23 protein-coding genes and 1 riboswitch are annotated in these 24,330 nt (G+C 67.0%); of the genes, 13 read left to right on the plus strand and 10 right to left on the minus strand.

The window, feature by feature from the left end:
* Position 1: 1 nt before the first annotated feature.
* Positions 2 to 940, minus strand: a complete 939-nt coding sequence (gene cysD, locus ASV56_RS16735; RefSeq protein ID WP_062563101.1) for a sulfate adenylyltransferase subunit CysD — start codon at positions 938 to 940, stop codon at positions 2 to 4.
* A 160-nt stretch (positions 941 to 1,100) separates the two neighbouring features.
* Positions 1,101 to 1,598, minus strand: a complete 498-nt coding sequence (locus ASV56_RS16740; protein WP_062563102.1) for a cell wall hydrolase — start codon at positions 1,596 to 1,598, stop codon at positions 1,101 to 1,103.
* A gap of 301 nt (positions 1,599 to 1,899) precedes the next feature.
* Here ASV56_RS16740 and glpD point away from each other — a divergent pair, with 301 nt between their 5' ends.
* The 8 genes from glpD (at position 1,900) to glpK (ending at position 11,082) form a co-directional block, all read left to right on the plus strand.
* Positions 1,900 to 3,459 (plus strand): glycerol-3-phosphate dehydrogenase, encoded by a 1,560-nt coding sequence (gene glpD, locus ASV56_RS16745; protein ID WP_062563103.1) that lies wholly within the window; start codon positions 1,900 to 1,902, stop codon positions 3,457 to 3,459.
* 38 nt (positions 3,460 to 3,497) lie between these two features.
* The gene (locus ASV56_RS16750) at positions 3,498 to 4,574 is read left to right on the plus strand and encodes an ABC transporter ATP-binding protein (protein ID WP_062563104.1); all 1,077 of its coding nucleotides are present in this window, start codon (positions 3,498 to 3,500) and stop codon (positions 4,572 to 4,574) included.
* A gap of 1 nt (position 4,575) precedes the next feature.
* Positions 4,576 to 5,652, plus strand: coding sequence for an ABC transporter ATP-binding protein (locus ASV56_RS16755; protein WP_062563105.1), 1,077 nt, complete (start codon positions 4,576 to 4,578; stop codon positions 5,650 to 5,652).
* Positions 5,652 to 6,539: a carbohydrate ABC transporter permease gene (locus tag ASV56_RS16760; protein ID WP_062563106.1), complete on the plus strand. Its 888-nt coding sequence runs from the start codon at positions 5,652 to 5,654 to the stop codon at positions 6,537 to 6,539. Before ASV56_RS16755 ends, ASV56_RS16760 begins: the two co-directional genes overlap by 1 nt.
* The gene (locus tag ASV56_RS16765; protein ID WP_062563107.1) at positions 6,539 to 7,342 is read left to right on the plus strand and encodes a carbohydrate ABC transporter permease; all 804 of its coding nucleotides are present in this window, start codon (positions 6,539 to 6,541) and stop codon (positions 7,340 to 7,342) included. Before ASV56_RS16760 ends, ASV56_RS16765 begins: the two co-directional genes overlap by 1 nt.
* 134 nt (positions 7,343 to 7,476) lie before the next feature.
* Entirely contained in the window at positions 7,477 to 7,758 is a 282-nt protein-coding gene (locus tag ASV56_RS16770) for a DUF2160 domain-containing protein (protein WP_062563362.1), read from the plus strand.
* A 95-nt stretch (positions 7,759 to 7,853) separates the two neighbouring features.
* Positions 7,854 to 9,533, plus strand: coding sequence for an ABC transporter substrate-binding protein (locus ASV56_RS16775; protein ID WP_437435926.1), 1,680 nt, complete (start codon positions 7,854 to 7,856; stop codon positions 9,531 to 9,533).
* 55 nt (positions 9,534 to 9,588) lie between these two features.
* The gene (glpK, locus tag ASV56_RS16780) at positions 9,589 to 11,082 is read left to right on the plus strand and encodes a glycerol kinase GlpK (RefSeq protein ID WP_062563109.1); all 1,494 of its coding nucleotides are present in this window, start codon (positions 9,589 to 9,591) and stop codon (positions 11,080 to 11,082) included.
* On the opposite strand, the gene ASV56_RS16785 is transcribed toward glpK, so the two are convergent.
* Entirely contained in the window at positions 11,079 to 12,311 is a 1,233-nt protein-coding gene (locus ASV56_RS16785) for an aminotransferase-like domain-containing protein (protein ID WP_172823787.1), read from the minus strand. The two genes, glpK and ASV56_RS16785, sit on opposite strands and share 4 nt — an antisense overlap.
* A 130-nt stretch (positions 12,312 to 12,441) precedes the next feature.
* Between ASV56_RS16785 and ASV56_RS16790 the strand changes: the two genes are divergently transcribed.
* Both ASV56_RS16790 and ASV56_RS16795 read left to right on the plus strand, forming a co-directional pair.
* Positions 12,442 to 12,888 carry an Lrp/AsnC family transcriptional regulator gene (locus tag ASV56_RS16790; protein WP_062563111.1) on the plus strand — a complete coding sequence of 149 codons (447 nt, stop codon included), beginning with the start codon at positions 12,442 to 12,444 and terminating at the stop codon, positions 12,886 to 12,888.
* A 70-nt stretch (positions 12,889 to 12,958) separates the two neighbouring features.
* Positions 12,959 to 13,924 carry a bile acid:sodium symporter family protein gene (locus tag ASV56_RS16795; RefSeq protein WP_062563112.1) on the plus strand — a complete coding sequence of 322 codons (966 nt, stop codon included), beginning with the start codon at positions 12,959 to 12,961 and terminating at the stop codon, positions 13,922 to 13,924.
* Here the strand turns inward: ASV56_RS16795 and nrdF are convergent.
* From nrdF to nrdH, 4 genes are all read right to left on the minus strand, one after another.
* Positions 13,921 to 14,892 (minus strand): class 1b ribonucleoside-diphosphate reductase subunit beta, encoded by a 972-nt coding sequence (nrdF, locus tag ASV56_RS16800; RefSeq protein ID WP_062563113.1) that lies wholly within the window; start codon positions 14,890 to 14,892, stop codon positions 13,921 to 13,923. The two genes, ASV56_RS16795 and nrdF, sit on opposite strands and share 4 nt — an antisense overlap.
* Before the next feature lie 73 nt (positions 14,893 to 14,965).
* Complete coding sequence (gene nrdE / locus ASV56_RS16805; RefSeq protein ID WP_062563114.1) at positions 14,966 to 17,092, minus strand: class 1b ribonucleoside-diphosphate reductase subunit alpha; 2,127 nt, start codon at positions 17,090 to 17,092, stop codon at positions 14,966 to 14,968.
* Complete coding sequence (gene nrdI, locus ASV56_RS16810; RefSeq protein ID WP_062563115.1) at positions 17,074 to 17,499, minus strand: class Ib ribonucleoside-diphosphate reductase assembly flavoprotein NrdI; 426 nt, start codon at positions 17,497 to 17,499, stop codon at positions 17,074 to 17,076. The genes nrdE and nrdI overlap by 19 nt, the downstream gene beginning before the upstream one ends.
* A 4-nt stretch (positions 17,500 to 17,503) precedes the next feature.
* On the minus strand, positions 17,504 to 17,725 hold the full coding sequence (gene nrdH / locus ASV56_RS16815) for a glutaredoxin-like protein NrdH (RefSeq protein ID WP_062563116.1): 222 nt from the start codon (positions 17,723 to 17,725) through the stop codon (positions 17,504 to 17,506).
* A 92-nt stretch (positions 17,726 to 17,817) separates the two neighbouring features.
* Positions 17,818 to 18,002: riboswitch (cobalamin riboswitch) on the minus strand.
* A 191-nt stretch (positions 18,003 to 18,193) separates the two neighbouring features.
* Between nrdH and ASV56_RS16820 the strand changes: the two genes are divergently transcribed.
* Complete coding sequence (locus ASV56_RS16820; RefSeq protein WP_062563117.1) at positions 18,194 to 18,955, plus strand: SDR family oxidoreductase; 762 nt, start codon at positions 18,194 to 18,196, stop codon at positions 18,953 to 18,955.
* Here ASV56_RS16820 and ASV56_RS16825 read toward each other — a convergent pair.
* Together ASV56_RS16825 and ASV56_RS16830 are read right to left on the minus strand one after the other, a co-directional pair.
* A complete protein-coding gene (locus tag ASV56_RS16825; RefSeq protein ID WP_062563118.1) occupies positions 18,952 to 19,776 on the minus strand; it encodes a DUF6635 family protein in 825 nt (274 codons plus the stop codon). The two genes, ASV56_RS16820 and ASV56_RS16825, sit on opposite strands and share 4 nt — an antisense overlap.
* Positions 19,777 to 19,837: 61 nt before the next feature.
* Complete coding sequence (locus ASV56_RS16830; RefSeq protein ID WP_367577122.1) at positions 19,838 to 20,857, minus strand: YeiH family protein; 1,020 nt, start codon at positions 20,855 to 20,857, stop codon at positions 19,838 to 19,840.
* A gap of 102 nt (positions 20,858 to 20,959) precedes the next feature.
* On the opposite strand from ASV56_RS16830, the gene ASV56_RS16835 reads away from it, so the two are divergent.
* Positions 20,960 to 21,838 (plus strand): LysR family transcriptional regulator, encoded by an 879-nt coding sequence (locus ASV56_RS16835; protein WP_062563364.1) that lies wholly within the window; start codon positions 20,960 to 20,962, stop codon positions 21,836 to 21,838.
* A gap of 102 nt (positions 21,839 to 21,940) precedes the next feature.
* Here the strand turns inward: ASV56_RS16835 and ASV56_RS16840 are convergent, their stop codons facing one another.
* Positions 21,941 to 23,266, minus strand: a complete 1,326-nt coding sequence (locus ASV56_RS16840; protein WP_062563119.1) for a C4-dicarboxylate transporter DctA — start codon at positions 23,264 to 23,266, stop codon at positions 21,941 to 21,943.
* Between the two features lie 116 nt (positions 23,267 to 23,382).
* On the opposite strand from ASV56_RS16840, the gene ASV56_RS16845 reads away from it, so the two are divergent.
* Positions 23,383 to 24,306 (plus strand): LysR family transcriptional regulator, encoded by a 924-nt coding sequence (locus ASV56_RS16845; RefSeq protein WP_062563120.1) that lies wholly within the window; start codon positions 23,383 to 23,385, stop codon positions 24,304 to 24,306.
* The last annotated feature ends 24 nt before the right edge of the window (positions 24,307 to 24,330 follow it).

A 24,330-nucleotide genomic window follows, 5' to 3' on the forward strand; every position in this document is an offset into this window, starting at 1 on the left:
TTCAGAAATACCCCTCTTGCTTCTTCTTCTCCATCGACGCGGACTGGTCGTGGTCGATGGCGCGGCCCTGGCGCTCCGAGGTCGTGGTCAAGAGCATCTCCTGGATGACCTCGGGCAGGGTGCGGGCCTCGGATTCGACGGCGCCGGTCAGCGGATAGCAACCCAGCGTGCGGAAGCGCACCGATTTCATCATCGGCTGTTCGCCGTCGCGCAGGCGGAAGCGTTCGTCATCGACCATGATCAGCAGGCCGTCGCGTTCGACGACCGGGCGCTTGTCGCTGAAATACAGCGGCACGATGTCGATGCCTTCCAGGTGGATGTATTGCCAGATGTCCAGCTCGGTCCAGTTCGACAGCGGGAAGACCCGGATCGATTCGCCCTTGCCCTTGCGGGTGTTGTAGAGCTTCCACAGCTCGGGGCGCTGGTTCTTGGGATCCCAGCGGTGGTTGGCCGAGCGGAACGAGAACACCCGCTCCTTGGCGCGGGATTTCTCCTCGTCGCGGCGCGCGCCGCCGAAGGCCACGTCGAAATTGAACTTGCTCAGCGCCTGCTTCAGCCCGTCGGTCTTCCACATGTCGGTGTGCAGGCTGCCGTGGTCGAAGGGGTTGATGCCCTTTTCCATCGCCTCGGGGTTGTGGTGGACGATCAGCTCCATGCCGGCGGCGGCGGCGGCGCGGTCGCGCAGCTCGTACATGGCGCGGAATTTCCAGGTCGTGTCCACGTGCAGCAGCGGAAAGGGCGGCGGCGCCGGGTAGAAGGCCTTTTTCGCCAGATGCAGCATGCAGGCCGAGTCCTTGCCCACGGAATAGAGCATCACCGGATTGTCGGCGCTGGCGACGACCTCGCGCATGATCTGGATGCTCTCGGCCTCAAGCCTTTGAAGATGGGTCAGGGTGGCCGCCCGACCCTCGGTTTCTGTCTCGATGCTGCTCATCTGCATGGCCCCTGTTCAGTGTTGCGCGTCCTTTGCCAGATTTCGTCGGCAATACCAAGACCACCGCAGCGGGAATCCGCCTTGTCCGGCCGGCATGTCCGGGCGAACGGCGTCCGGCCGCGCGCATCGCTTCGCAAATGTTCGCATGGGTTCGTTTCGGCGCGGCTTACCAGCCGGTGATGCCCTCGACCGGGCGCGGCGGCACCGGCTGGCTGACCAGGTGGCTCTTGCGCTTTTCGTAAAACGCATTGCCGCCCGCGACCAGCACGTAATGCATGTTGTCATAGCCGAAGCGGTGGCTGGCGGCGTGGAAGAACATGGCCTTGCCGATCATCGGGTGACGCTCGCCGCGCAGGACGGCGCGGGCGGCCTCGCGTACCTTGGGCAGGCCGCTGTCGTTCATGCGCCGCGTCATGATGCCCGGCGCGAACTGTCCGCGCTGGCCGACGACGCCGCAGATCGAGCGCGGATACTGTCCCGATTCGACCCGGTTCATCACCACGCTGCCCACGGCGATCATGCCGTCGCGGCTGGAGCGGTTCGATTCGAAATACATCGCCCGCTCCATGCATTCCAGCGGGCTGTGGCGCCGCATGCCGCAGCCCGCCAGCATCAGCAGGGCAAGGCCGGTCAGCAGCGCGGGCCGAAGGCTGGAAAAGGGCATGGCGGTTCCTTTGGCGGGCGGCGCGCGGCCGCATTCGCCCGATGCTTAGCAAGAGCCGCGCCGCCGCTTCAACCGCCATCGCGGCGGAGCTTCCGCCACGCGAAACGAAAGAAACCGCGTATGGACGCGGGCGTCACGCTGCAATTGCAGCAATCCCGCCTGGAATTTTTCTGCATCGCCGCGCAAATCAGTTCGTTTTTGCGCGAATTAGCATGAAAACGAAAATCAATGCTTGACCGGGGTCACGCAGCCGTTACAAGTTTTCGGCAAGACAGGGGCGTGGCACCGGCGGAGGGTTGGCGTGTCATCGGCAAAGCGGCCAACGGCCGATCTTTTCATCATCGGCGGCGGCATCAACGGCTGCGGCATCGCGCGCGACGCGGCCGGCCGCGGGCTGTCGGTGACGCTGGCCGAGATGGGCGATCTGGCGCAGGCGACCTCCTCGGCCTCGACCAAGCTGTTCCACGGCGGGCTGCGCTATCTGGAGTTCTTCGAGTTCCGCCTGGTGCGCGAGGCGCTGGAGGAACGCGAGACCCTGCTGCGCGCCATGCCGCATATCAGCTGGCCGATGCGCTTCGTGCTGCCCTATTCGCCCGAGATGCGCTTTGAAAGCGACACGCCGACCTCGCGGCTGCTGGGTCTGGTCATGCCCTGGACGCGCGGCCGCCGGCCGGCCTGGCTGATCCGGCTGGGGCTGTTCCTTTATGACCATCTTGGCGGGCGCAAGATCCTGCCCGGCACCGCGCGGCTGGATCTCGCGACCGACCCCCTGGGCAAGCCGCTGAAGCCCGGCTTCCGGCGCGGCTGGGAATATTCCGACTGCTGGGTGCAGGATTCGCGGCTGGTGGCGCTGAACGCGCGCGATGCCGTGGGACGCGGTGCCACCATCCTGACCCGCACCCGCGTCATCCGGGCCGAGCGGGTGGGCGATCTGTGGCAGGTCACCACCGAGGGCCCCGAGGGCATGCAGACCCATCAGGCCCGGGCGCTGGTCAATGCCGGCGGCCCCTGGGTCGAGGATGTGATCCGCAATGTCGCGCATATCCGCTCATCCGAGGGGGTGCGGCTGGTGCGCGGCAGCCATATTGTGGTGCCGAAGCTCTACGACCACGACCGCTGTTATTTCTTCCAGGGCAGCGATGGGCGCATCATCTTCGCCATTCCTTATGAGCAGGATTTCACCCTGATCGGCACCACCGACATGGACCATCAGGGCCCGCCGGGCGAGGCGCGCTGCACGGATGCCGAGCGCGACTATCTTTGCGCCTTCGCCAGCCAATATTTCGCCGCGCCGGTGACGCCGGATCAGGTGGTCTGGACCTATTCCGGCGTGCGGCCGCTCTATAACGACGGCGCCAAGTCGGCGACGGCGGCGACGCGGGACTATGTGCTGAGCCTCGACACGGATGGCCCGCCGCTGCTGAATGTCTTCGGCGGCAAGATCACCACCTATCGCCGGCTGGCCGAAAGCGCGCTGGAAAAGCTCGCGCCGTTTTTTCCGCAGGCAGGCCAGCCCTGGACGGCCGGCGTGGCGCTGCCCGGCGGCGATTTCCCGGTCGATGGCGCGGCCGAGCTGATCGCGCGGCTCCGGGCCGGCTTTCCGTTCCTGCCTGCGCGCCTCGCGCAGCGGCTGGTGCGGACCTATGGCACCGAGGCCTTCCTGATGCTGGACGGGGCGCAGAGCCTTGCGGACCTGGGCCGCGATTTCGGTGCCGGGCTGAGCGAGACCGAGGTAAGCTGGCTTATCGCCAACGAATTCGCCTGCACGGCCGAGGACATCCTGTGGCGCCGCACCAAGCTGGGGCTGCATATGAATGACAACCAGATCCGCGAGCTGGAGGCGTTCGTCGGGTCGCGATGATCCGCCGCCCGGAGGGGGCGGCGAGGGGAGGAGAAGGAATGGCGCTGGAATTGCAGGGCGTCTCGCGTCTTGTCGGCGGAAGGGTGCATATCCACCCGACCAGCCTGACCTTGCGCGAGGGCACGATGAACGTGCTCTTGGGCCCGACGCTCTCGGGCAAGACCAGCCTGATGCGCCTGATGGCCGGGCTGGACCAGCCGACCGCCGGCCGCATCCTGTGGCAGGGCCAGGACGTGACCGGCCAGCGCGTGCAGGACCGCGGCGTCGCCATGGTCTATCAGCAGTTCATCAACTACCCCGGCCTTTCGGTCTATGAGAACATCGCCTCGCCGCTGCGCATCCTGGGCCGGCCGCGGGACGAGATCGACCGCAAGGTGCGCGAGACCGCCGAGATGCTGCGCCTGACGCCGATGCTGGCCAGGAAGCCCTTGGAACTGTCCGGCGGCCAGCAGCAGCGCTGCGCCCTGGCCCGCGCGCTGGTCAAGGGCGCCGGGCTGGTGCTGCTGGACGAGCCGCTGGCGAACCTCGACTACAAGCTGCGCGAGGAATTGCGCGTCGAGATCCCGCGCATCTTCGAGGCCTCCGGCGCGATCTTCGTCTATGCCACCACCGAGCCCGAGGAGGCGCTGCTGCTGGGCGGCCATACCGCGACGCTGTGGCAGGGCCGGATGACGCAATTCGGCCCGACGCCGCAGGTCTATCGCGCCCCGGTCGATGCCGCGACGGCGCGGGTGTTCTCCGACCCGCCGATGAACTTCGTCCCCGCCACCCGGCGCGGCGACCGGCTGCTTCTGGGTCAGGTCGCGGTGCCCTCGGTCCCGGGCCTGCCCGACGGCGACTATCTGGCCGGCTTTCGCGCCAACCACCTGTCGCTCTCCCGCCACAGCCCGGCGGCGGTGGAGTTTCCCTGCACCCTGGTCGCGACCGAGATCACCGGCTCGGAAACCTTCATCCATGTCGATCACGGCGCCGAGCGCTGGGTCGGGCTGGTCGAGGGCGTGCATGTGCTGACGCCGGGCCAGCCGCTCTCGGTCTGGCTGGACCCGGCGCATGTCTATCTGTTCGACGCGGACGGCCGGCTGGCCGCGCCCGCATCCTATGCGAAGGCGGCCTGAGATGGCGCAGATCACGCTGAAGAACCTGGCGCACAGCTACAACCCGCATCCGAAGTCGGAAGCGGATTACGCGCTGAAGGAAATGGACCATGTCTGGCAGGACGGCGGCGCCTATGCGCTGCTGGGCTCGTCGGGCTGCGGCAAGACCACGCTTCTGAACATCATCTCGGGGCTCTTGACCCCCAGCCACGGCCGGGTGCTGTTCGGCGACCGCGACGTGACCGACGCGCCGACGGCGGCCCGCAACATCGCCCAGGTGTTCCAGTTCCCGGTCGTCTACGACACCATGACCGTGCGCGAGAATCTGGCCTTTCCGCTGAAGAACCGCGGCAAGGACGCCGCCTATATCAAGGCGCGCGTGGACCAGATCGCCCGGATGATCGGCATGGAGGCGATGCTGGCGCGCAAGGCCCAGGGCCTGACCGCCGATGCCAAGCAGAAGATCAGCCTTGGCCGCGGCATGGTGCGCGAGGACGTGAACGCGATCCTGTTCGACGAGCCGCTGACCGTCATCGACCCGCATATGAAATGGGAACTGCGCACCCAGCTCAAGGAGTTGCACCGCCAGTTCGGCCATACCATGATCTATGTCACCCATGACCAGACCGAGGCGCTGACCTTCGCCCAGAAGGTCGTGGTCATGTATGACGGCCGCGTGGTGCAGATCGGCACGCCCGAGGAACTGTTCGAGCGTCCGGCCCACAGCTTCGTCGGCTATTTCATCGGCTCGCCGGGGATGAACTTCCTGGACGCCGAGGTGCAGGGCGATCAGGCCCGGCTGCCGGGCGGCGAGATCGTGGCGCTCGGCGCCCGCTATCCGGCGCTGTCGGGCCGGGTGCAGATCGGTATCCGCCCCGAACATGTCGCGCTTGCGGCGGAGGGCCTGCCGCTGGCCGTGCGCCGGATCGAGGACGTCGGCCGCCACCGCCTGCTGCGCGGCGAGGTCGCGGGCCGGGCGCTGAACCTGGTCCTGCCCGAGGGCGGCGCCCTGCCGGCCGAGCCGCGCGTCGCCTTCCTGCCGTCCAAGATCAATGTCTATGCCGATGACTGGCGCGTGGCGCCACAGGAGGGCCGCTGATGGAAAAGACCTGGAACAACAAGGCCTGGTTCCTGGTGCTGCCGGTCCTGGTGATCGTCGCCTTCTCGGCGGTGATCCCGCTGATGACGGTGGTGAACTATGCCTTCAACGACACATTCGGCAACAATGAGTTCTTCTGGGCCGGCCTCGAATGGTTCGACGAGATGGTGCATTCCTCGCGCCTGCACGAAGCCTTGGGGCGGCAGGCGCTGTTCTCGGCCATCATCCTCGCCATCGAGGTGCCGCTGGGCATCTTCGTGGCGCTGAACATGCCGAAAAAGGGCTTCTGGTCCAGCCTGGTGCTGGTGCTGATGGCGCTGCCGCTGCTGATCCCGTTCAACGTGGTCGGCACGATCTGGCAGATCTTCGGCCGCGTCGATATCGGTCTTCTGGGCCATACGCTGGAAGCCCTGGGGCTGGACTACAACTATACCAACGACCCGATCGATGCCTGGGTCACGGTCATCGTCATGGACGTCTGGCACTGGACCTCGCTTGTCGCGCTGCTCTGCTATGCCGGGCTGCAATCCATCCCGCAGGCCTATTACCAGGCGGCGCGCATCGACCAGGCCAGCCGCTGGGCCGTGTTCCGCTATATCGAACTGCCGAAGATGAAGGGCGTGCTGCTGATCGCCGTGCTGCTGCGCTTCATGGACAGTTTCATGATCTATACCGAGCCCTTCGTCGTCACCGGCGGCGGTCCCGGCAACTCGACCACCTTCCTGTCCATCGACCTGGTGAAGATGGCGGTCGGGCAGTTCGACCTGGGCCCGGCGGCGGCCTTCAGCCTGATGTATTTCCTGGTCATCCTGCTGGTCTCCTGGGTGTTCTACACCGTCATGACCAGCATGGACCGCAACCCGTCCGACATCCCGGAGGGCCTGTGATGCGCATCAAACCCTCGGCCATCGTCATGGTGCTTTACCTGCTGTTCTTGCTGATCCCGATCTATTGGCTGCTCAACATGAGCCTGAAAACCAATGCCGAGATCACCGGCACCTTCAGCCTTTACCCGCACAACCTGACGCTGCGGAACTACCGGGTGATCCTGACCGACCCCAGCTGGTATATGGGCTACGTGAACTCCATCATCTATGTGGTGATGAACACGGTGATTTCCATCGCGGTGGCGCTGCCTGCCGCCTATGCCTTCTCGCGCTACAACTTCATGGGCGACAAGCACCTGTTCTTCTGGCTCTTGACCAACCGCATGTCGCCGCCGGCGGTCTTCGCGCTGCCCTTCTTCCAGCTTTATTCCTCGATCGGGCTTTTCGACACGCATATCGCGGTGGCGCTGGCGCATTGCCTCTTCAACGTGCCGCTGGCGGTCTGGATCCTGGAAGGTTTCATGCGCGGCGTGCCGAAGGAGATCGACGAGACCGCCTATATCGACGGCTACAGCTTCCCGCGCTTCTTCGTGCGGATCTTCATGCCGCTGATCGCCTCGGGCATCGGGGTCGCGGCCTTCTTCTGCTTCATGTTCTCCTGGGTCGAGCTGCTGTTGTCGCGCACGCTCACCTCGGTCAACGCCAAGCCCATCGCCGCGACCATGACCCGCACGGTTTCGGCCTCGGGCATGGACTGGGGCGTGCTGGCGGCGGCGGGGGTGCTGACCATCATCCCCGGCGCGCTCGTGATCTGGTTCGTGCGCAACTACATTGCCAAGGGCTTCGCCCTGGGGAGGGTGTGATGACCGACTTGGCCGTCCGTCGCGTCAACTGGACCGCGATCTGCATCGCCGCCGTCACCGTGCTGGGCGCTGTGCTGGCGTTCCTGCTCTGGGCCACCCCCAGCACGAGCGGAGAAAAGCAATGGTTCGACCCGATGATCCCCGGCGGCTGGATGGCCTGGACCTTTCCGGTGGCGCTGTTCTTCTGGGTCATCGCCAGCCTTCTGACGCTGTTCACCATTCTTGCGCTGCGGTTTCCCGAAACCCCGCGCACCGGCATCCTGCGCATCGAGACGACGCGCGGGGACCGGCTGTTCATCAGCCTGCTCGGCTCGGCCTTCATCTGCCTGGGCTGGCTGTTCTTCGCGGGCCCGCCGCTGTGGTGGGCGCTCGCGCTGTGCCTTGTCTATGCCGCAGCGGTGTTCCGCTGGGTTTGAACAAAGAAGTCTCGTCAGGGAGGAAAACCATGAGACCGACAAGAACCATATCGCACAGAGGGGCCGGCGCGGCCACAGCCATCGCGCTGGCGCTGATGGTGACGGGTGCCCCGGCCTGGGCCGACATGGAGGCCGCCAAGAAATTCCTGGACGCCGAGATCGGGGAGATGTCCACGCTGCCCCGCGCCGATCAGGAAAAGGAGATGCAGTGGTTCATCGACGCCGCGAAGCCGCTGGCGGGGATGGAAATCAAGGTGGTCTCGGAAACCATCACCACGCATGAATACGAAGCCAAGGTGCTGGCCCCGGCCTTCAGCGCCATCACCGGCATCAAGGTCACCCACGACCTGATCGGCGAGGGCGACGTGGTCGAAAAGTTGCAGACCCAGATGCAGACCGGCGAGAACATCTATGACGGCTATGTCAACGACAGCGACCTGATCGGCACCCATTGGCGCTATCAGCAGGCCCGCGACCTGACCAAGTGGATGGCCGAGGAGGGCAAGGACTTCACCAGCCCGACCCTGGACCTGGACGACTTCATCGGGCTGAAGTTCACCACCGCGCCGGACGGCGACCTGTATCAGCTGCCCGACCAGCAGTTCGCGAACCTCTACTGGTTCCGCTACGACTGGTTCAACGACCAGAAGACCAAGGACGATTTCAAGGCCAAATATGGCTACGACCTGGGCGTGCCGGTGAACTGGTCGGCCTATGAGGACATCGCCGAATTCTTCACCGGCCGCGACATGTCCTATATCGAGGGCGGCCCGGCGAAGGCCTGGGGCAACATGGACTATGGCAAGAAGGATCCCAGCCTGGGCTGGCGCTATACCGACGCCTGGATGTCCATGGCCGGCATGGGCGACAAGGGCGAGCCGAACGGCCTGCCGGTCGACGAATGGGGCATCCGCGTCGATGAGAATTCGCGTCCCGTGGGCTCCTGCGTGGCGCGCGGCGGCGCGACCAACGATGCGGCGGCGGTCTATGCCGTGACCAAGGCCATCGACTGGCTCAAGAAATACACGCCGCCGGAAGCCATGGGCATGACCTTCGGCGAGGCCGGCCCGGTCCCGGCGCGCGGCGACATTGCCCAGCAGATGTTCTGGTACACCGCCTTCACCGCCGATATGGTCAAGCCCGGCACGCCGGTCGTGAACGAGGACGGCACGCCGAAATGGCGCATGGCGCCCAGCCCGCATGGCGCCTATTGGTCGGACGGCACCAAGATCGGCTATCAGGACGTGGGCAGCTGGACGCTGTTGAAGTCCACGCCGGTGGATCGCGCGCAGGCCGCCTGGCTTTACGCGCAATTCGTCACCTCGAAGACGGTCGATGTGAAAAAATCCGACGTCGGCCTGACCTTCATCCGCCAGTCCACCATCGACAGCCAGCACTTCAGCGACCGCGCGCCCAAGCTGGGCGGGCTGATCGAGTTCTACCGCTCGCCCGCCCGCACGCAATGGTCGCCGACCGGCACCAATATCCCGGACTATCCGAAGCTGGCGCAGCTCTGGTGGCAGAACATCGGCGACGCGCTCTCGGGCGCCAAGACCCCGCAAGAGGCGCTGGACGCGCTTTGCGCCGAGCAGGAAAAGGTGCTGGCCCGCCTGGAACGCTCGAAGGTGCAGGGCGACCTGGGTCCGAAGCTGAACGAGGAAAAGGACCCGCAGGAATGGCTTGACGCCGAGGGCTCGCCGGTCGGTCCGCTGGAAAACGAAAAGCCGCAGGGCGAGACGATTTCCTATGACGAGCTGATCAAGTCCTGGCAGTAATGCCCATCCGGGGGGCGGTGCGCCGCCCCCCGTTTCCCAAGTCGCCGGACCCGCCATGACCCATATCCTTGCCATCGACCAGGGCACCACCTCGTCGCGCGCCATCATCTTCGACGCCAGGCTGAACCCCGTCGCCTCGGCGCAGAAGGAGTTTCCCCAGCATTTCCCGGCCTCGGGCTGGGTCGAGCATGACGCCTCGGACCTTTGGGTCAGCGTGGCGGGCGTGGCGCGGGCGGCAGTGGAAAAGGCCGGGCTGCACGCGGGCGACATCGCCGCCATCGGCATCACCAACCAGCGCGAGACGACGCTTATCTGGGATCGCAAGACCGGCCAGCCGCTGCATCGCGCCATCGTCTGGCAGGATCGCCGCACGGCGGACCTGTGCGAGGCGCTGAAGGCCGAAGGCCATGAGCCGATGATCGCGGCGCGCACCGGGCTGCTCCTGGACCCGTATTTCTCGGGCACCAAGCTGAAATGGCTGCTCGACAACGTCGCGGGCGCACGGGCGCGGGCCGAGGCGGGCGAGCTGGCCTTCGGCACCGTTGACAGCTGGCTGATCTGGAACCTGACCGGCGGCCGGGTCCATGCCACCGATGCGACCAATGCCGCGCGCACGCTGCTTTACAATATCGCCGAGAACCGCTGGGACGCGGAAATCTGCGCGCTGCTCGACATTCCCATGGCGCTGCTGCCCGAGGTCCGTGACTGCGCCGACGACTTCGGCATGACCCGCGCCGATCTTTTCGGCCGCGAGATCCCGATCCTGGGCGTCGCCGGCGACCAGCAGGCCGCGACCGTGGGCCAGGCCTGTTTCCAACCCGGCATGCTGAAATCGACCTATGGCACCGGCTGCTTCGCGCTGCTGAACACCGGGGCCGAGAGGGTGCCGTCCTCGAACCGGCTGCTGACCACCATCGCCTATCGCCTGGACGGCCGCACGACCTATGCGCTGGAGGGCTCGATCTTCATCGCCGGGGCCGTAGTGCAATGGCTGCGCGACGGGCTGAAGATCATTCGCGAGGCCGCCGAGACGCAGCCGCTGGCCGAAGCCGCCGATCCCTCGCAGGAACTGCTGCTGGTCCCGGCCTTCACCGGCCTGGGCGCGCCCTATTGGCGGCCGGATTGCCGCGGGGCGATCTTTGGCCTGACGCGCAACTCGGGCCCCGCGGAATTCGCCCGCGCGGCGCTGGAAAGCGTCGGCTTCCAGACCCGCGACCTGCTGGAAGCCATGCGCGCCGACTGGCCCGGCGCTGGCGACAGCGTGCTGCGTGTCGATGGCGGCATGGTGGCCAGCGACTGGACCATGCAATTCCTGGCCGACATCCTGGGCGCGCCGGTCGACCGCCCGCGCGTGACCGAAACCACGGCGCTTGGCGCGGGCTATCTCGCCGGCCTGCGCGCCGGCCTCTGCCCGCCGCCCGAGGAATTCGCGCGGAACTGGGCGCTCGACCGCCGCTTAGAGCCCGGGATGCCGGCCGGGCAGCGCGAGGCCCGCTACAAGGGCTGGAAAAAGGCGGTCGCGGCGACCATGGCCGCTGCCGACCGCTAGGCCTCGGCCAGAGCGGTGCGGATGGCGCGGGCGAGCCGCAGGCAAGCCTCCTCCAGCTTTTCGGGCGGGTTCAGGGTGAAGTTCAGCCGCAGCCCGCCGCGGTCGCGCCCCTCGGGGTCGAAGACGCTGGAGGGCGAGATGCAGACGCCGTGCTGCAACGCATGGCGCAACAGCCGGTCGGTATCGAGCCTTGCATCGCGCGCCCGCGCCCAGACGAACATGCCGCCGACCGGCCGCTGCCAGTCCAGCTGCTCGGCCAGATGCGCCCGCATCGCCGTGCAAAGCGCGTCGCGGCGCTGGCGATAGGTTTCCAGGATGCGCGGCCGGATCCGTTCGGCCAGGCCAGTTTCCAGCGCCCGCAACGCCAGCACCTGGGACAACCCGCTGCTGCACATGTCCGCGCCCTGCTTGGCCAGCGCCAGCGCCGCGATCATCTCGGGCGCGGCGATGACCCAGCCGATGCGCAGCCCCGGCGTCAGCTCCTTGGACAGCGACCCCATATGGATCACCGGCCCGGCATAGGGGCCCGGCGCCTGCGCCCCCGACAGGTCCAGCAGCCGGGGCAGCGGCGCCGCGTCGTAATGCAGCACGGCATAGGGGTCGTCCTCGACCAGCCAGGTGCCGGTATCATGCGCCGCCGCGACCAGCGCCCGGCGTTCCTCCAGCGGCACCAGCCGGCCGCTGGGGTTCGAGAAATTCGGCACCGCATAGGCGAATTGCGCCCCCGCCAGCGCGGCGTGCGGATCGAAACCCGGCCGCTCCAGCAGCATCGGCCGATAGGCCGGATCATGCGGGCGCCAGGCGTCCAGCGCACCCAGATAGGCCGGGCTTTGCGCCGCGATCACCGCGCCCGGATGCATCAGCACCCGGCCGACCAGATCCAGCCCCTGCATCCCGCCCGAGGTGATCAGCACGTTCTCGCGCGTCAGCTGCAGGCTTTCGGTCGAAGCGCGGGCCGCGATCCGGTCGCGCAGCGCCGGCAGGCCCGGGATCGGGCCATAGCCCAGGCAATCCTGCGGCTGGCTGCGGATCGCCTCGGCCGCCAGCAGGGCCAGTTCCTCGGCCGGGAACAGGGCCGGATCGGGCAGCCCGCCGCCCAGGTTGATCAATCCCGGAATCTGCCCGGCGGCCAGAAAGACCGAGGTCACGTCATTGCTCCGCCCCAGCCATTCGGCAAAATCGGGACGGGTGGCAGGTTCGGGTGCGGCGGCGACGGCGGTGGCGGGCATGGGCAACCTCATGGACGACCGGCGCAGGATACAGGCGCCGTGGCGGCGTGTCCCTGCAAAGACATGCTGCAATCACCCCATCTACGCGCTATTACGCCAAGAAAAGCCATCGCAGCGACCGGATTCGCCAATGATCGAGCTCGACGCCATCGACCACCGCATCCTGACCCATCTGCGGGCCGAGGGGCGGATCTCGATTCTCGACCTGTCCGAGCGGGTCGGCCTGTCGCCCACGCCCTGCGGCCGTCGGGTCAAGCGGCTGGAGGAAGCCGGCGTTATCACCGGCTATGCCGCGCAGATCGACCCCCGCGCGCTGGGACTGAATGTCAGCGTGCTGATCGCGGTGCGCCTGGCGCGCAGCGGCGCCGAGGGCAGCGCGGAGTTCCTCGCCGCCCTGCGCGGCCGGCCCGAGGTCATGGCCTGCTTTCTCGTCACCGGCAACAATATCGACTACATGCTGCGGGTGCAGGTCCGGGACATCGACGCGCTTGGCCATTTCATCCGCGACGTGCTGCAACGCATCCCGGCGGTGGCCGAGACCTCGACCATGGTGGTGCTGAAGCAGGGTTTCGACTGATCCCCGGCTTGCTTGTATCCGGCGGCCATGTGGTCCAGAACCGCCGGAACGCCAGCCACGGGGGACCGCCATGAACGCGCTGAAACGCATCGGCATCGACACCTACATGCTGCTTCTGCTGGCCACGGTGGCGCTGGGACTGCTGCTGCCGGCCCGCGGCATGGCGTCCGAGGCGCTGCGGCTTGCGACCTGGTGGGCGGTGGTGCTGCTGTTCTTCCTTTACGGCGCCAAGCTGGACCCGGCGTCGATCCGGGCGGGGATGCTGAACTGGCGGCTGCAGGGGCTGACCTTCGCCGCGACCTACGCGCTGTTCCCGATCCTGGGACTGGGGCTGGCGGCGGTGTTCGGCGGCATGCTGGGCCCCGAGCTGACGCTGGGGCTGCTGTTCCTGGCGGTGCTACCCTCGACGATCCAGAGCTCGATCGCCTTCACCTCGATCGCGCGCGGCAATGTCCCGGCGGCGATCTGCGCCGCTTCGGTCTCGAACCTGGTCGGGGTGGTGCTGACGCCGCTGCTGGTCGCGCGCATCCTGCATCAGGAGGGCGCGGCCGTCAGTTTCGAGGCCGTGCAGAAGATCGCACTGCAGATCCTGCTGCCCTTCGTGGTCGGGCAGGTGCTGCGGCCCTGGATCGGCAGCTTCGTCCAGCGCCACAGGTTCCTGACCATGATCGTGGACCGCGGCTCGATCCTGCTCATCGTCTATTCCGCCTTCGGCGCCGGCACGGTCGCGGGGATCTGGTCCAGCATCCCGGCCTCGGGGCTGGTGCTGTGCTTCCTGGTGGTGGCGCTGTTTCTGGCGCTGGCCATGGGCATCATGACCGCCGCCGGCCGCGCCTGCCGCCTGCCGCCGGCCGACCAGGCGGTGCTGTTCTTCTGCGGTTCGACGAAAAGCCTCGCCTCGGGGCTGCCCATCGCCTATGCGATCTTCCCGGCGGCGACGGTCGGGGCGACCGTGCTGCCGGTGATGATCTATCACATGACGCAACTGCTGGTCTGCTCGGCCGTGGCGCAGCGCCGCGCCCGGGCCGCAGCCTAGAAGTTCCAGTCCTCGTCCTCGGTCGCGACCGCCTTGCCGATGACATAGGATGAGCCCGAGCCGCTGAAGAAGTCATGGTTCTCGCTGTCGGGCGACAGCGCGGCCAGGATCGCCGGGTTCACCTCGCAGGCGGCGGGCGGGAACAGCGCCTCATAGCCCAGGTTCTGCAAGGCCTTGTTGGCGTTGTAATGCAGGAAAGCCTTCACGTCCTCGGTCAGGCCGATGCCGTCGTAAAGCTCGGCGGTGTAGCGCGACTCGATCTCGTAGAGGTCGAAGATCAGCGAAAAGGCGAAGTCCTTCAGCTCCTGCTGCTTCTCGGCGCCCAGCTTCTCCAGCCCGCGCTGGTATTTGTAGCCGATGTAATAGCCATGCACCGCCTCGTCGCGGATGATCAGGCGGATCAGGTCGGCGGTATTGGTCAGCTTCGCGCGCGAGGACCAGTACATCGGCAGATAGAAGCCCGAATAGAACAGGAAGCTTTCCAGGAAGACACTGGCGATCTTGCGCTTCAAGGGATCGGCGCCGGCCGCGTATTTCTCGACGATGGTGCGGGCCTTGGCCTGCAGATGCGGGTTCTCCTCGGCCCAGCGAAAGGCCTCGTCCACCTCCTTGGTCAGGCACAGCGTCGAGAAGATCGAGCTGTAGGACCGCGCATGCACCGCCTCCATGAAGCTGATGTTCGACAGCACCGCCTCCTCATGCGGCGTCAGCGCATCGGGCATCATCGAGGGCGCGCCGATGGTGTTCTGCACCGTGTCGAGCAGCGTCAGCCCGGTAAAGACCCGGATGGTCAGCTCGCGCTCGGCCGGCCGCAGCGTGGCCCAGCTCTGCACGTCATTCGACAGCGGCACCTTCTCGGGCAGCCAGAAGTTGACGGTCAGGCGGTTCCAGACCTCCAGGTCCTTTTCGTCCTCCAGCCGGTTCCAGTTGATCGCCCGCAAGGGGGCCCGGAGCGCGTGATCCTTCATCCGAAGAACCTTTCTTTCTTGTGCAAATATCCTCGGGGGTGTGGGGGCAGACAGCCCCCACCGCTACGGCCGATCACAGCGTGCAGGACACGCAGCCCTGCACCTCGGTGCCTTCCAGCGCGGTCTGGCGCAGCCGAATATAATAGATCGTCTTGATGCCCTTCTTCCAGGCATAGATCTGGGCGCGGTTGATGTCGCGCGTCGTCGCCTCGGCCGGGAAGAACAGCGTCAGCGACAGGCCCTGGTCGACATGCTCGGTCGCGGCGGCATAGGTGTCGATGATCGCCTCGGGGCCGATCTCATAGGCGTCGCGATAATATTCGATGTTCTCGTTCGACATGAAGGCGGCGGGGTAATAGACCCGGCCGATCTTGCCTTCCTTGCGGATCTCGATCTTGGCGACGATCGGGTGGATCGAGCTGGTCGAGTTGTTGATATAGCTGATTGAGCCGGTCGGCGGCACCGCCTGCAGGTTGCGGTTGTAAAGCCCGTGCTGCATGACCAAGCCCTTCAGCGCCGCCCAATCCTCGCGCGTGGGCAGGGTGACATTCTCGAACACCCGCTCGACGTCCGGCAGCGTCGGCAGCCAGTCGCGCTCGGTATATTTGTCGAAGAACGAGCCGTCGGCGTATTTCGACTTCTCGAAATCCTTGAAGGTGCTGCCATGCTCCTGCGCCAAGAGGTTCGAGGCGCGGATGGCGTGATAGGCCACGGCGGCGAAATAGACCGAGGTGAATTCGACCCCCTCGGGGCTGCCGTAATGGATGCGCTCGCGCGCCAGGAAGCCGTGCAGGTTCATCTGGCCCAGGCCCACGGCATGGGCCTCGTCATTGCCGCGCCGGATCGAGGGCACCGCGTCGATGGCCGACATTTCCGACACCGCGGTCAGCGCCCGGATCGCCGCCTCGACGGTGGCGCCCAGGTCCGGGCCATCCATGGCCGCGGCGATGTTCAGCGAGCCGAGATTGCACGAGATATCAGTGCCCAAGTGGGCATAGCTGAGATCTTCGTTGAACTCGCTGGCCTCGTTGACCTGCAGGATTTCGCTGCACAGGTTCGACATGGTGATGCGGCCATGCACGGGGTTGGCGCGGTTCACCGTGTCCTCGAACATGATATAGGGATAGCCGCTTTCGAACTGGATCTCGGCCAGGGTCTGGAAGAATTCGCGGGCGTTGATCTTGCGCTTCTTGATGCGCTTGTCGTCGACCATCTCGGCATATTTCTCGGTGACCGAGATTTCCGAGAAGGGCACGCCATAGACCTTCTGGATGTCGTGCGGCGAGAACAGGTACATGTCCTCGTTGCGCTTCGCCAGTTCGAAGGTCACGTCCGGGATCACCACGCCAAGGCTCAGCGTCTTGATGCGGATCTTCTCGTCGGCATTCTCGCGTTTGGTGTCGAGGAAGCGCAGGATGTCGGGGTGATGCGCGTTCAGATAGACCGCGCCCGCGCCCTGCCGCGCGCCCAGCTGGTTGGCATAGCTGAAGCTGTCCTCCAGCAGTTTCATCACCGGGATCACGCCCGAGGACTGGTTCTCGATGCCCTTGATCGGCGCGCCGGCCTCGCGCAGGTTGGTCAGCATCAAGGCCACGCCGCCGCCGCGTTTCGAGAGTTGCAGCGCCGAGTTGATCGAGCGGCCGATCGATTCCATGTTGTCCTCCAGCCGCAGCAGGAAGCACGAGATCAGCTCGCCGCGCGACTTCTTGCCGGCATTGAGGAAGGTCGGCGTCGCCGGCTGGAAGCGGCCCGACAGGATCTCTTCCATGAAGCGCATCGCCAGGCCCTCGTCGCCGCGCGCCAGCGCGAGCGCGACCATGACCACGCGGTCCTCATAGCGTTCCAGGTAGCGCTGGCCGTCGCGGGTCTTCAGCGTATAGCTGGTGTAATACTTGAACGCGCCCAGGAAGGTCGGGAAACGGAACTTTCGCTGATAGGCGGCATCCCAGATCGCGCGCTGGAAGTTCTTGGAATACTGGTCCAGCACCTCGGGCTCGTAATAGCCCTCGTCGACCAGATAGCGCAGCTTCTCGTCGAGGTTGTGGAAAAACACCGTGTTCTGGTTGACATGCTGCAGGAAATACTGCCGTGCGGCCTTGCGATCCGCGTCGAAGCGGATGCGGCCGTCGGCATCGTAAAGGTTCAGCATCGCGTTCAGCGCGTGATAGTCGAGCTCGGCCTTTACGCCATCGTCAAGCATTCCGTCCCCCAGAATTTGTTGAGCCCCGCCAGCACGCGGGAAATGTCCAGATCAGTCCCCGCCAGCTCGAATCGATACAGCACGGGGACGTTGCACTTGTCAGAAATCACCCTGCCGGCCAAGGCGTAAGTCGCCCCGAAATTCCGGTTGCCGGTGGCGATGACGCCGCGCAGCCCGGCGCGGCGGTCGGGATCGTTCAGGAAATGGATGACCTGCTTCGGCACAGCCCCGCGCCCTTCGCCATCGGCAAAGGTCGGGCAGATCAGCACATAGGGCCGGGCCGGCGCCGGCATCGTGTCCTTGGGCGAGATCGGGACGCGCAGGGCGCGCAGGCCCAGCCGCGCCGCGAAACGCGCCGTATTCCCCGAGGCCGAGGAGAAATAGACCAGATCGCCCCCGCCGGCCATGACCTTAGGACAGACGGCCGATCATGTCCGGGCGGAAGCCGGCCCAATGCGCCTCGCCGGCAACGACGACCGGCGCCTGGCGATAGCCCAGCGAGATGACCAGTTCCATCGCCGCATCATCCTCGGTCAGGTCGACCAGGTGATAGTCCAGGCCGCGCGCATCCAGGGCGCGGGTGGTGGCGGTGCATTGCACGCAGGCGGGCTTGGAATAAACGGTGATGGACATGCCTCTGCTCCTTTTATTGCTGTCGGCAGCACAGGGCCGGGCCGATGGCCAGGCCATCGCGCCGATCAAGCCCCGCGCCCGCCGCACGGTGTCGTCCTTTCAGTGTCATGGCAGGTCTTCTGACTCGCAGGTCTCGGCTCGGCTGGCCTTCCCGGTTTCCCAGTGGCGTTCCAGCGTCGCTCACCGCTTACAGCTGCGGGGGCAGTGCCGGATTCGCACCGGCTTCCCTCTTCGTCTCCCGGCCGAAACCGGATTAACCATGACCCGCCCAGTAAGCCATGAGCGCGCCCGGTCGTCAACCAGATATAGTGTCGGTTCCAGGGGTATCCACAGAGATATGGTGTCCCTGTGGACAATTGCCCGCATTTGGGCCTTAACGCGAACACCCGGTTACCGGCGCAAGAAACCGGGTGTTCCGCGGCAGGCCGGGGCTCATGTTTGCCCCGCAACAAGCAAGGGAAAAGCAGGATGCTGCTCAAGGACAAGACCCTCATCGTCACCGGCGCCTCCAGCGGCATCGGCGCCGCCGCGGCGCAGATCTTCGCGACCGAGGGCGCGCGGCTGGTGATCTCGGCCCGGCGCGAGGATCGGCTCGCCGACCTCGCCGCCCGAATCGATCAAGGCACGGGCCGCGTCGCGGTGCTAGCCGGCGATGTCACGGCGCCCGGCCATGCCGAGGCGCTGGTCGCGCTGGCGCAGGAGCGTTTCGGCGGGCTCGACGGCGCCTTCAACAATGCCGGGCAGATCGGCTCGGGCGCGCGGGTGCACGAGATTCCGGACGCGGAATGGCAGCAGTTGATCGCCACCAATCTGACTGCCGCCTTCCTGGCCGCGCGGGCGCAGGTGCCGGCGCTGCTGGCGCGGGGCGGGGGCGCGCTGGTCTTTACCGGCAGTTTCATCGGCCATACCGGGGTGCTGCCGGGCATGGGCGGCTATGCCGCGGCCAAGGCCGGGCTGATCGGGCTGGTGCAGGCGCTGGCGGTGGATTACGGCCCAGAGCGCATCCGCGCCAATGCGCTCTTGCCCGGCGGCACGCTGACCGAGATGGCGGGCGATGCTGCGACCAACCCCGACACGGCGGATTTCATCGCCGGCCTGCATGCCCTGAAGCGCATGGCCCGGCCCGAGGAGATTGCCCGCGCGGCGCTGTTCCTGCTGTCCGACCACGCGAGCTTCGTCACCGGCACGGCGATGCTGGCCGATGGCGGCAATTCGATCTGCAAGGTCTAGCCCTTCAGGCTGCGCCACAGGCTCAGGCAGGCATCGGTCAGGTCGCCCAACCGGGCCAGCAGGTGCTCGCGCTCCAGCGCCGGCGCCTCGGCGGCGCGGTCGAGCCGCGAAAGCAACCGCATGATCCGGCGCCGGTGCGTGCCCGCGGCCAGTTGCAGCGGGTCGGCGATCAGCCCGGCGAAGGTCGTCAGCACCGAGGCGAGCACCGCCAGCGCCACCCCGGTCAGGATCACCTCGAGCGTGGAAAGCTCGCGCGGGAAGATGCTGTACCACAGCCCGCCGGCCCAGCTTCCCAGCGCGAAATCCTGGATCGCCTGGCTTTGCGCCCGCATGTCGGCCAGCGGCCCGGCCAGCGAGATGACGCCCGGCGTCGCACGGTGGAACAGCAAAAGCCCCGCCAGCAGCACCAGGATCGAGGTGGTGATCTCGGACACGGCATTGCGCGTTTCGGCATAGTCGGCGGTGGCGCGGGCGACGGCCTCGGGCGGGGCCTTCGGGCCCAGCCCCTGGGCGTCCAGCGCAGCGATGAAACCCGTCAGGTCCTGCGCGATATGGTGCGACAGGTCCGAGGGCAGGAAGATCCTACGCCGCGCCATCCAACCGGCCGCCCGCGTGGCGCCCAAGCGGCGCAGCAGCGGCACCGCCAGCCGCGTCAGCAGGAAGACCGGCGACAGCATGACATTGACCGGCGCCCGCAGCAGGTCCAGCCCCAGCGCGTGGCGATGCAGCGCCAAGGTGCCGCGCAAGCCGAAGCGCGCGCGGGCAAAGCGGCGCACCTCGGTTTCGCGCCGGGTCATCGGGCGGGTGTCGGCGGGCTGCATGGCGGCTCCGGTCGGCAGGGTCGCTTCCTACCTAGGGCCGCCGGCCCGCGCGATCAATGGCTCAGACCAGCCCGACCAGGGCAAGTCCCAGGCCCGAGATGAAAAGCCAGGCCAGCGCCCCCAGCGCCAGCGGCCGGATGCCCTTGGCGTGCAGCTTGCGCAGGTCGGTTTCCAGCCCCATCGCGGCCAGCGCCACGGTCAGCAGGAACGAGGTCAGGGTGACGACCTGGGCCTTGGCGCCCTCGGGCAGCGGCAGGACGCTGTTCAGCAGCACCACGGCGATGAAGCCCAGCACGAACCAGGGCGTGGGCGCGCTGCCCTGGGCGCTGCCGCCGCGACGGCGGGCCAGCGCGCCCAGCGTCAGGATCATCGGCGCCAGCAGGATCACCCGGCTCAGCTTGGCGACGGTGGCGGCCTGGCCGGCCTCGGCCCCGTGCTGGAAGCCGGCGCCGACGACCTGCGCCACCTCGTGGATGGTCGCGCCGGTCCAGATGCCGTAATGCGCCGCATCCATGCCCATCAGGCTGCCCAGCACCGGCATGGCGATCATCGACAGCGAGCCGAAGACCGTCACGCAGGCGATGGCATAGGCCACGTCCTCGTCCGCGCCGCGGGTGACGGTATTCGTCGCGATCACCGCCGAGGCACCGCAGATCGAGGTGCCGGCGGCGATCAGCTCGGCCAGCCGCCGCTCGACCCCCAGCGCCCGGCCGGCCCATTTGGTGAACAGAAAGGTCGCGGCCAGCGTGACCGAGATCACCGCCAGCCCCGGAAGGCCGACGGCGCGCAGCTGCGCCAGCGTCAGCTGGAAGCCCAGCAGCACGATGGCCAGGCGCAGGATCCGCCGCAGCGAGAAGGTGACGCCGGGCTTCGCCCCCGCCGGCGTGCCGATCAGGTTGCGGACCGCGATGCCCATGACCATGGCCACCACCAGCGGGCTGAGCGCCGGGATGCCCGACAGCCGCTGAACTGCCATGGCTGCCACCGCGATGCCGAAGGTCAGCCCCAGCCCCGGCAGGGTCGCCGCAAACCAGGTGAAGAAACCCGGGGTTCCGCTTTGTGCATGATCCATCTGGGACATGATTCCGCTCCTTTGCCTTTGCCGCGGAACATGGTTCCTGCACACTCATCATTCCATCGCATTATATTTGTCAGATTGTTCGATTTGATTTATGAATTGGTCATGACCTTGGAACAGCTCCGCATCTTCCTGGCCGTGGCCGAGCGCCAGCATGTCACCCGCGCGGCCGAGGTTCTGGGCCTGACCCAATCCGCGGTCAGCGCCGCGATCTCGGCGCTGGAGGCGCGCCATGGCGTTCGGCTGTTCGACCGCGTCGGCCGGCGCATCGTGCTGACCGAGGCCGGCACCGCCTTCATGGCCGAGGCCCGTGCCGTGCTCGACCGGGCCGAGACCGCCGAGATGGTGCTGGAGGATCTGGCGCGCGAACCGCGCGGCCGGCTGCGCCTGCATGCCAGCCAGACCGTCGCCAGCTATTGGCTGCCGCCCCGGCTGGTGGCGCTGCGCGACCTGCATCCGGGCATCGAACTGCGGCTGACGGTCGGCAATACCACGCAGGTCGCCGATGCCGTGGCCGAGGGCGCCGCCGACATCGGCCTGGTCGAGGGCGAGGTCGCCCATGGCGGGTTGCATCTTCAGGTGGTGGCGCGGGACCGGCTGGTGCTGGTCATGGCGGCGGACCACCCCTGGGCCGGCTTGACCGAGGCGCCGCTGGCGCAGCTTGCCGCCTGCCCCTGGGTCTTGCGCGAGCCCGGCTCGGGCACGCGCTCGGCCTTCGAGCATTGGCTGGCGGGGCAGGGACTGTCGGTCGCCGACCTGCCCGAGACGCTGGACCTGCCCTCGAACGAGGCGGTGCTGAGCGCGGTGGCCGCCAGTCGCCGGCTGGCCGCGCTGTCGCTGCGCGCGGTCGAGACGGCCGCCGCCGCCGGCCGTATCCGCAGCCTGCCGCTGCCCGGGGCCGAGCGGCCGTTTTCGTTGCTGACCGACCCCCGGCGGCATCGCACCCGCGCCATGCAGGCGCTGATCGGCCTGCTGGCGGGTTGACGCGAAAAGGCCTGCGCCCTCGGGAGGGAAGGCGCAGGCCGTCGTCTCGGCGATGCGGGAGGGGCCGGTGTCGCGCGACCCGTCCCGCAGCGCGAGAGACCTCTAGCCGTGCTGCGGCACGGTGTTCGAGACGGGCGTGTCCTCGTCCAGGATGTCCAGCGTCGGCATGTCCTCGCCGTCCAGCACCCGGCGGGCGCGGTCGCGGTCGATGTCCCCGACCCACGAGGCGACGACCACGGTGGCGACGCAATTGCCCAGGTAGTTCCCCAGCGCCCGGGCGATGCCCATGAACCAGTCCACCGACAGCACCAGCACCAGGCCGATGGCGGGGATGGCCGGGATCGCGGCCAGCGTCGCGGCCAGGATCACGATGGCCGAGCCGGGAACCCCGTGCGCGCCCTTCGAGGTGATCAGCGCCACGCCCAGGATCGCCAGCAGGTCGCCCGTGGCCAGCGGCGTGTTCGTCGCCTGGGCGATGAAGACGGCGGCCAGCGTCAGGTAGATCGAGAAGGCGTCCAGATTGAAGGAATAGCCGGTCGGAACCACCAGGCCCACGGTCGAGTCCTTGATGCCCAGGTGTTCCAGCTTGCGCATGGTCTGCGGCAGCACCGAGTCGCTGGATGCCGTGCCGGCGACGATGCCGATTTCCGTGCGCAGGTAGCGCAGCAGCTTGAAGATGCTGAAGCCCGCGACCCGCATCACCAGACCCAGCACCACGAAGACGAAGATGGCGATGGTGACGTAGAACAGCGCGACCAGCGAGCCCAGCTGCGCCAGCGAGCCGACGCCGTATTTGCCGGTGGTGAAGGCGATGGCGCCGAACACGCCCAGCGGCGCCAGCCGGACGATGAAGGACATGATCTTGAAGGTGGTGTCGCCGACCAGCTCGATCATGCCCAGCAGCGGCGCGCCCCGCGGTCCGACCAGCGACAGCGCGCAGCCGAACAGCACCGAGACCAGCAGCACCTGCAGCACGTCGCCCTCGGCGAAGCCGCTGACCATGGTGGTCGGGATCAGCTTCATCAGGAAGGCGATGGTGCCGCCGTCGCTGACCTCATGCGCGCGGTCGACATAGGCCGACAGCGCCGAGGCATCCAGCGTGCTGACGTCGATGTTCATGCCGTGGCCCGGCCCGAACAGATAGGCGATGGCCAGGCCCAGGGCCAGGGCGATGGTGGTGATGACCTCGAAATAGATGATGGCGCGCACGCCGACCTTGCCGACCTTCTTCAGGTCGCCGGCGCCGGCGATGCCATGCACCACGACGCAGAAGACGATGACCGGGATCAGCATCTTGATGAGCTTGATGAAACCGTCTCCCAGCGGCTTCATCTTGGCGGCGAATTCGGGCGCGAAGAAGCCGGCGGCAATCCCCAGCACCAGCGCCACGCAGACCTGTCCAAACAAGGACCGGGACCAATTCGGCATATGTCGTTCCTCCCTGCGACCGGCGGCGGTTTTCCGGCCGCCCGATACTGGAATTCTTGGTGAAATGTCACCTGTGTGTCTAATATTGATTTACAGGGCATCTATAGGGTGACGATATGAGAATACGCCAGTTGCGCTGTTTCGTGGTCTTGGCCGAAGAGCTGAACTATACCCGCGCCGCCAAGCGCCTGCATATGTCGCAGCCACCGCTCAGCACGCAGATTCAGACACTTGAGCGCGAAGTCGGCGCCGAACTGATCAGCCGCACCAGCCGCCGCGTCGCCCTGACCCGGGCCGGAGAGGTGTTCCTGCAACGGGCGCGCACCATCCTGGACCAATATGAGCGCAGCCTGCAGGAGATTCGCGAAATTCAGCAGGGCCAGGACGGGATGCTGGAAATCGGCGCGACCGGATCGATCCTGCGCGGCGGGCTGGCCGAGCTGCTGGCCCGTTTCGCCAAGGCGCACCCGCGAATCACGCTGCGGGTGCACGAGCAGTCACCGACCGTCCAGATCAGCGAGATCCTCAGCCGCCGCACCGACGTCAGCTTCAACCGCTCGGTGCCGCGCGATCCGGAACTGGCGCATGAATACGGCTGGCGCGAAGAGATGGTGGCCCTGGTGCGCAGCGACCACCGGCTTGCGGGGCGCACCTGCGTCTCGATCCAGGACCTGCGCGAGGACCAGCATGTGGTGCTGCGCCCCGACAGCTCGGATTTCGCCGCCTATGTCATGGCTTGCATCGTCGCCGCGGGCTATCGGCCGCGGGTGTCGCAGCAGGTGGTCGATGCGCAGTCGATCCCCAGCCTGATCGTCGCGGGCTTCGGCGTCAGCATCGTGCCGGCGGGCATCGCCCGGCTGACTTCGGGTCCGCTGAGCTTTTTGCCGATCCGGCCCGATCCGCCGATCTCGGAGGTCTATATCGTCTATCACCACGACGACCCGGTGCCGGCGCTGCGCCTGTTCCTGGACGAGATCCGCCGCAGCCTGGCCCGGGACCGCGGCCGTGACGCCGGGTCGGGCGGGCGGAATACGCTTTGACTCGCGGGTCCGGACGCGCTAGGC

The sequence above is a fragment of the Paracoccus aminovorans genome (assembly GCF_001546115.1).
GTDB classification, from domain to species: Bacteria; Pseudomonadota; Alphaproteobacteria; order Rhodobacterales; family Rhodobacteraceae; genus Paracoccus; species Paracoccus aminovorans_B.

What these genes read in the sequence shown, in the direction of transcription:
- ASV56_RS16820 (WP_062563117.1), top strand. Translation starts at nt 18,194, where the DNA reads ATGCTGCTCAAGGACAAGACCCTCATCGTCACCGGCGCCTCCAGCGGC.
- glpK (WP_062563109.1), top strand. Translation starts at nt 9,589, where the DNA reads ATGACCCATATCCTTGCCATCGACCAGGGCACCACCTCGTCGCGCGCC.
- nrdF (WP_062563113.1), bottom strand. Translation starts at nt 14,892, where the DNA reads ATGAAGGATCACGCGCTCCGGGCCCCCTTGCGGGCGATCAACTGGAAC.
- ASV56_RS16825 (WP_062563118.1), bottom strand. Translation starts at nt 19,776, where the DNA reads ATGCAGCCCGCCGACACCCGCCCGATGACCCGGCGCGAAACCGAGGTG.
- ASV56_RS16770 (WP_062563362.1), top strand. Translation starts at nt 7,477, where the DNA reads ATGATCCCCGGCGGCTGGATGGCCTGGACCTTTCCGGTGGCGCTGTTC.
- ASV56_RS16760 (WP_062563106.1), top strand. Translation starts at nt 5,652, where the DNA reads ATGGAAAAGACCTGGAACAACAAGGCCTGGTTCCTGGTGCTGCCGGTC.
- ASV56_RS16765 (WP_062563107.1), top strand. Translation starts at nt 6,539, where the DNA reads ATGCGCATCAAACCCTCGGCCATCGTCATGGTGCTTTACCTGCTGTTC.
- ASV56_RS16795 (WP_062563112.1), top strand. Translation starts at nt 12,959, where the DNA reads ATGAACGCGCTGAAACGCATCGGCATCGACACCTACATGCTGCTTCTG.
- ASV56_RS16840 (WP_062563119.1), bottom strand. Translation starts at nt 23,266, where the DNA reads ATGCCGAATTGGTCCCGGTCCTTGTTTGGACAGGTCTGCGTGGCGCTG.
- ASV56_RS16750 (WP_062563104.1), top strand. Translation starts at nt 3,498, where the DNA reads ATGGCGCTGGAATTGCAGGGCGTCTCGCGTCTTGTCGGCGGAAGGGTG.
- cysD (WP_062563101.1), bottom strand. Translation starts at nt 940, where the DNA reads ATGCAGATGAGCAGCATCGAGACAGAAACCGAGGGTCGGGCGGCCACC.
- ASV56_RS16785 (WP_172823787.1), bottom strand. Translation starts at nt 12,311, where the DNA reads ATGCCCGCCACCGCCGTCGCCGCCGCACCCGAACCTGCCACCCGTCCC.
- nrdI (WP_062563115.1), bottom strand. Translation starts at nt 17,499, where the DNA reads ATGGCCGGCGGGGGCGATCTGGTCTATTTCTCCTCGGCCTCGGGGAAT.
- ASV56_RS16835 (WP_062563364.1), top strand. Translation starts at nt 20,960, where the DNA reads ATGACCTTGGAACAGCTCCGCATCTTCCTGGCCGTGGCCGAGCGCCAG.
- ASV56_RS16790 (WP_062563111.1), top strand. Translation starts at nt 12,442, where the DNA reads ATGATCGAGCTCGACGCCATCGACCACCGCATCCTGACCCATCTGCGG.
- ASV56_RS16845 (WP_062563120.1), top strand. Translation starts at nt 23,383, where the DNA reads ATGAGAATACGCCAGTTGCGCTGTTTCGTGGTCTTGGCCGAAGAGCTG.
- nrdH (WP_062563116.1), bottom strand. Translation starts at nt 17,725, where the DNA reads ATGTCCATCACCGTTTATTCCAAGCCCGCCTGCGTGCAATGCACCGCC.
- ASV56_RS16830 (WP_367577122.1), bottom strand. Translation starts at nt 20,857, where the DNA reads ATGTCCCAGATGGATCATGCACAAAGCGGAACCCCGGGTTTCTTCACC.
- nrdE (WP_062563114.1), bottom strand. Translation starts at nt 17,092, where the DNA reads ATGCTTGACGATGGCGTAAAGGCCGAGCTCGACTATCACGCGCTGAAC.
- ASV56_RS16740 (WP_062563102.1), bottom strand. Translation starts at nt 1,598, where the DNA reads ATGCCCTTTTCCAGCCTTCGGCCCGCGCTGCTGACCGGCCTTGCCCTG.
- ASV56_RS16755 (WP_062563105.1), top strand. Translation starts at nt 4,576, where the DNA reads ATGGCGCAGATCACGCTGAAGAACCTGGCGCACAGCTACAACCCGCAT.
- ASV56_RS16775 (WP_437435926.1), top strand. Translation starts at nt 7,854, where the DNA reads ATGGTGACGGGTGCCCCGGCCTGGGCCGACATGGAGGCCGCCAAGAAA.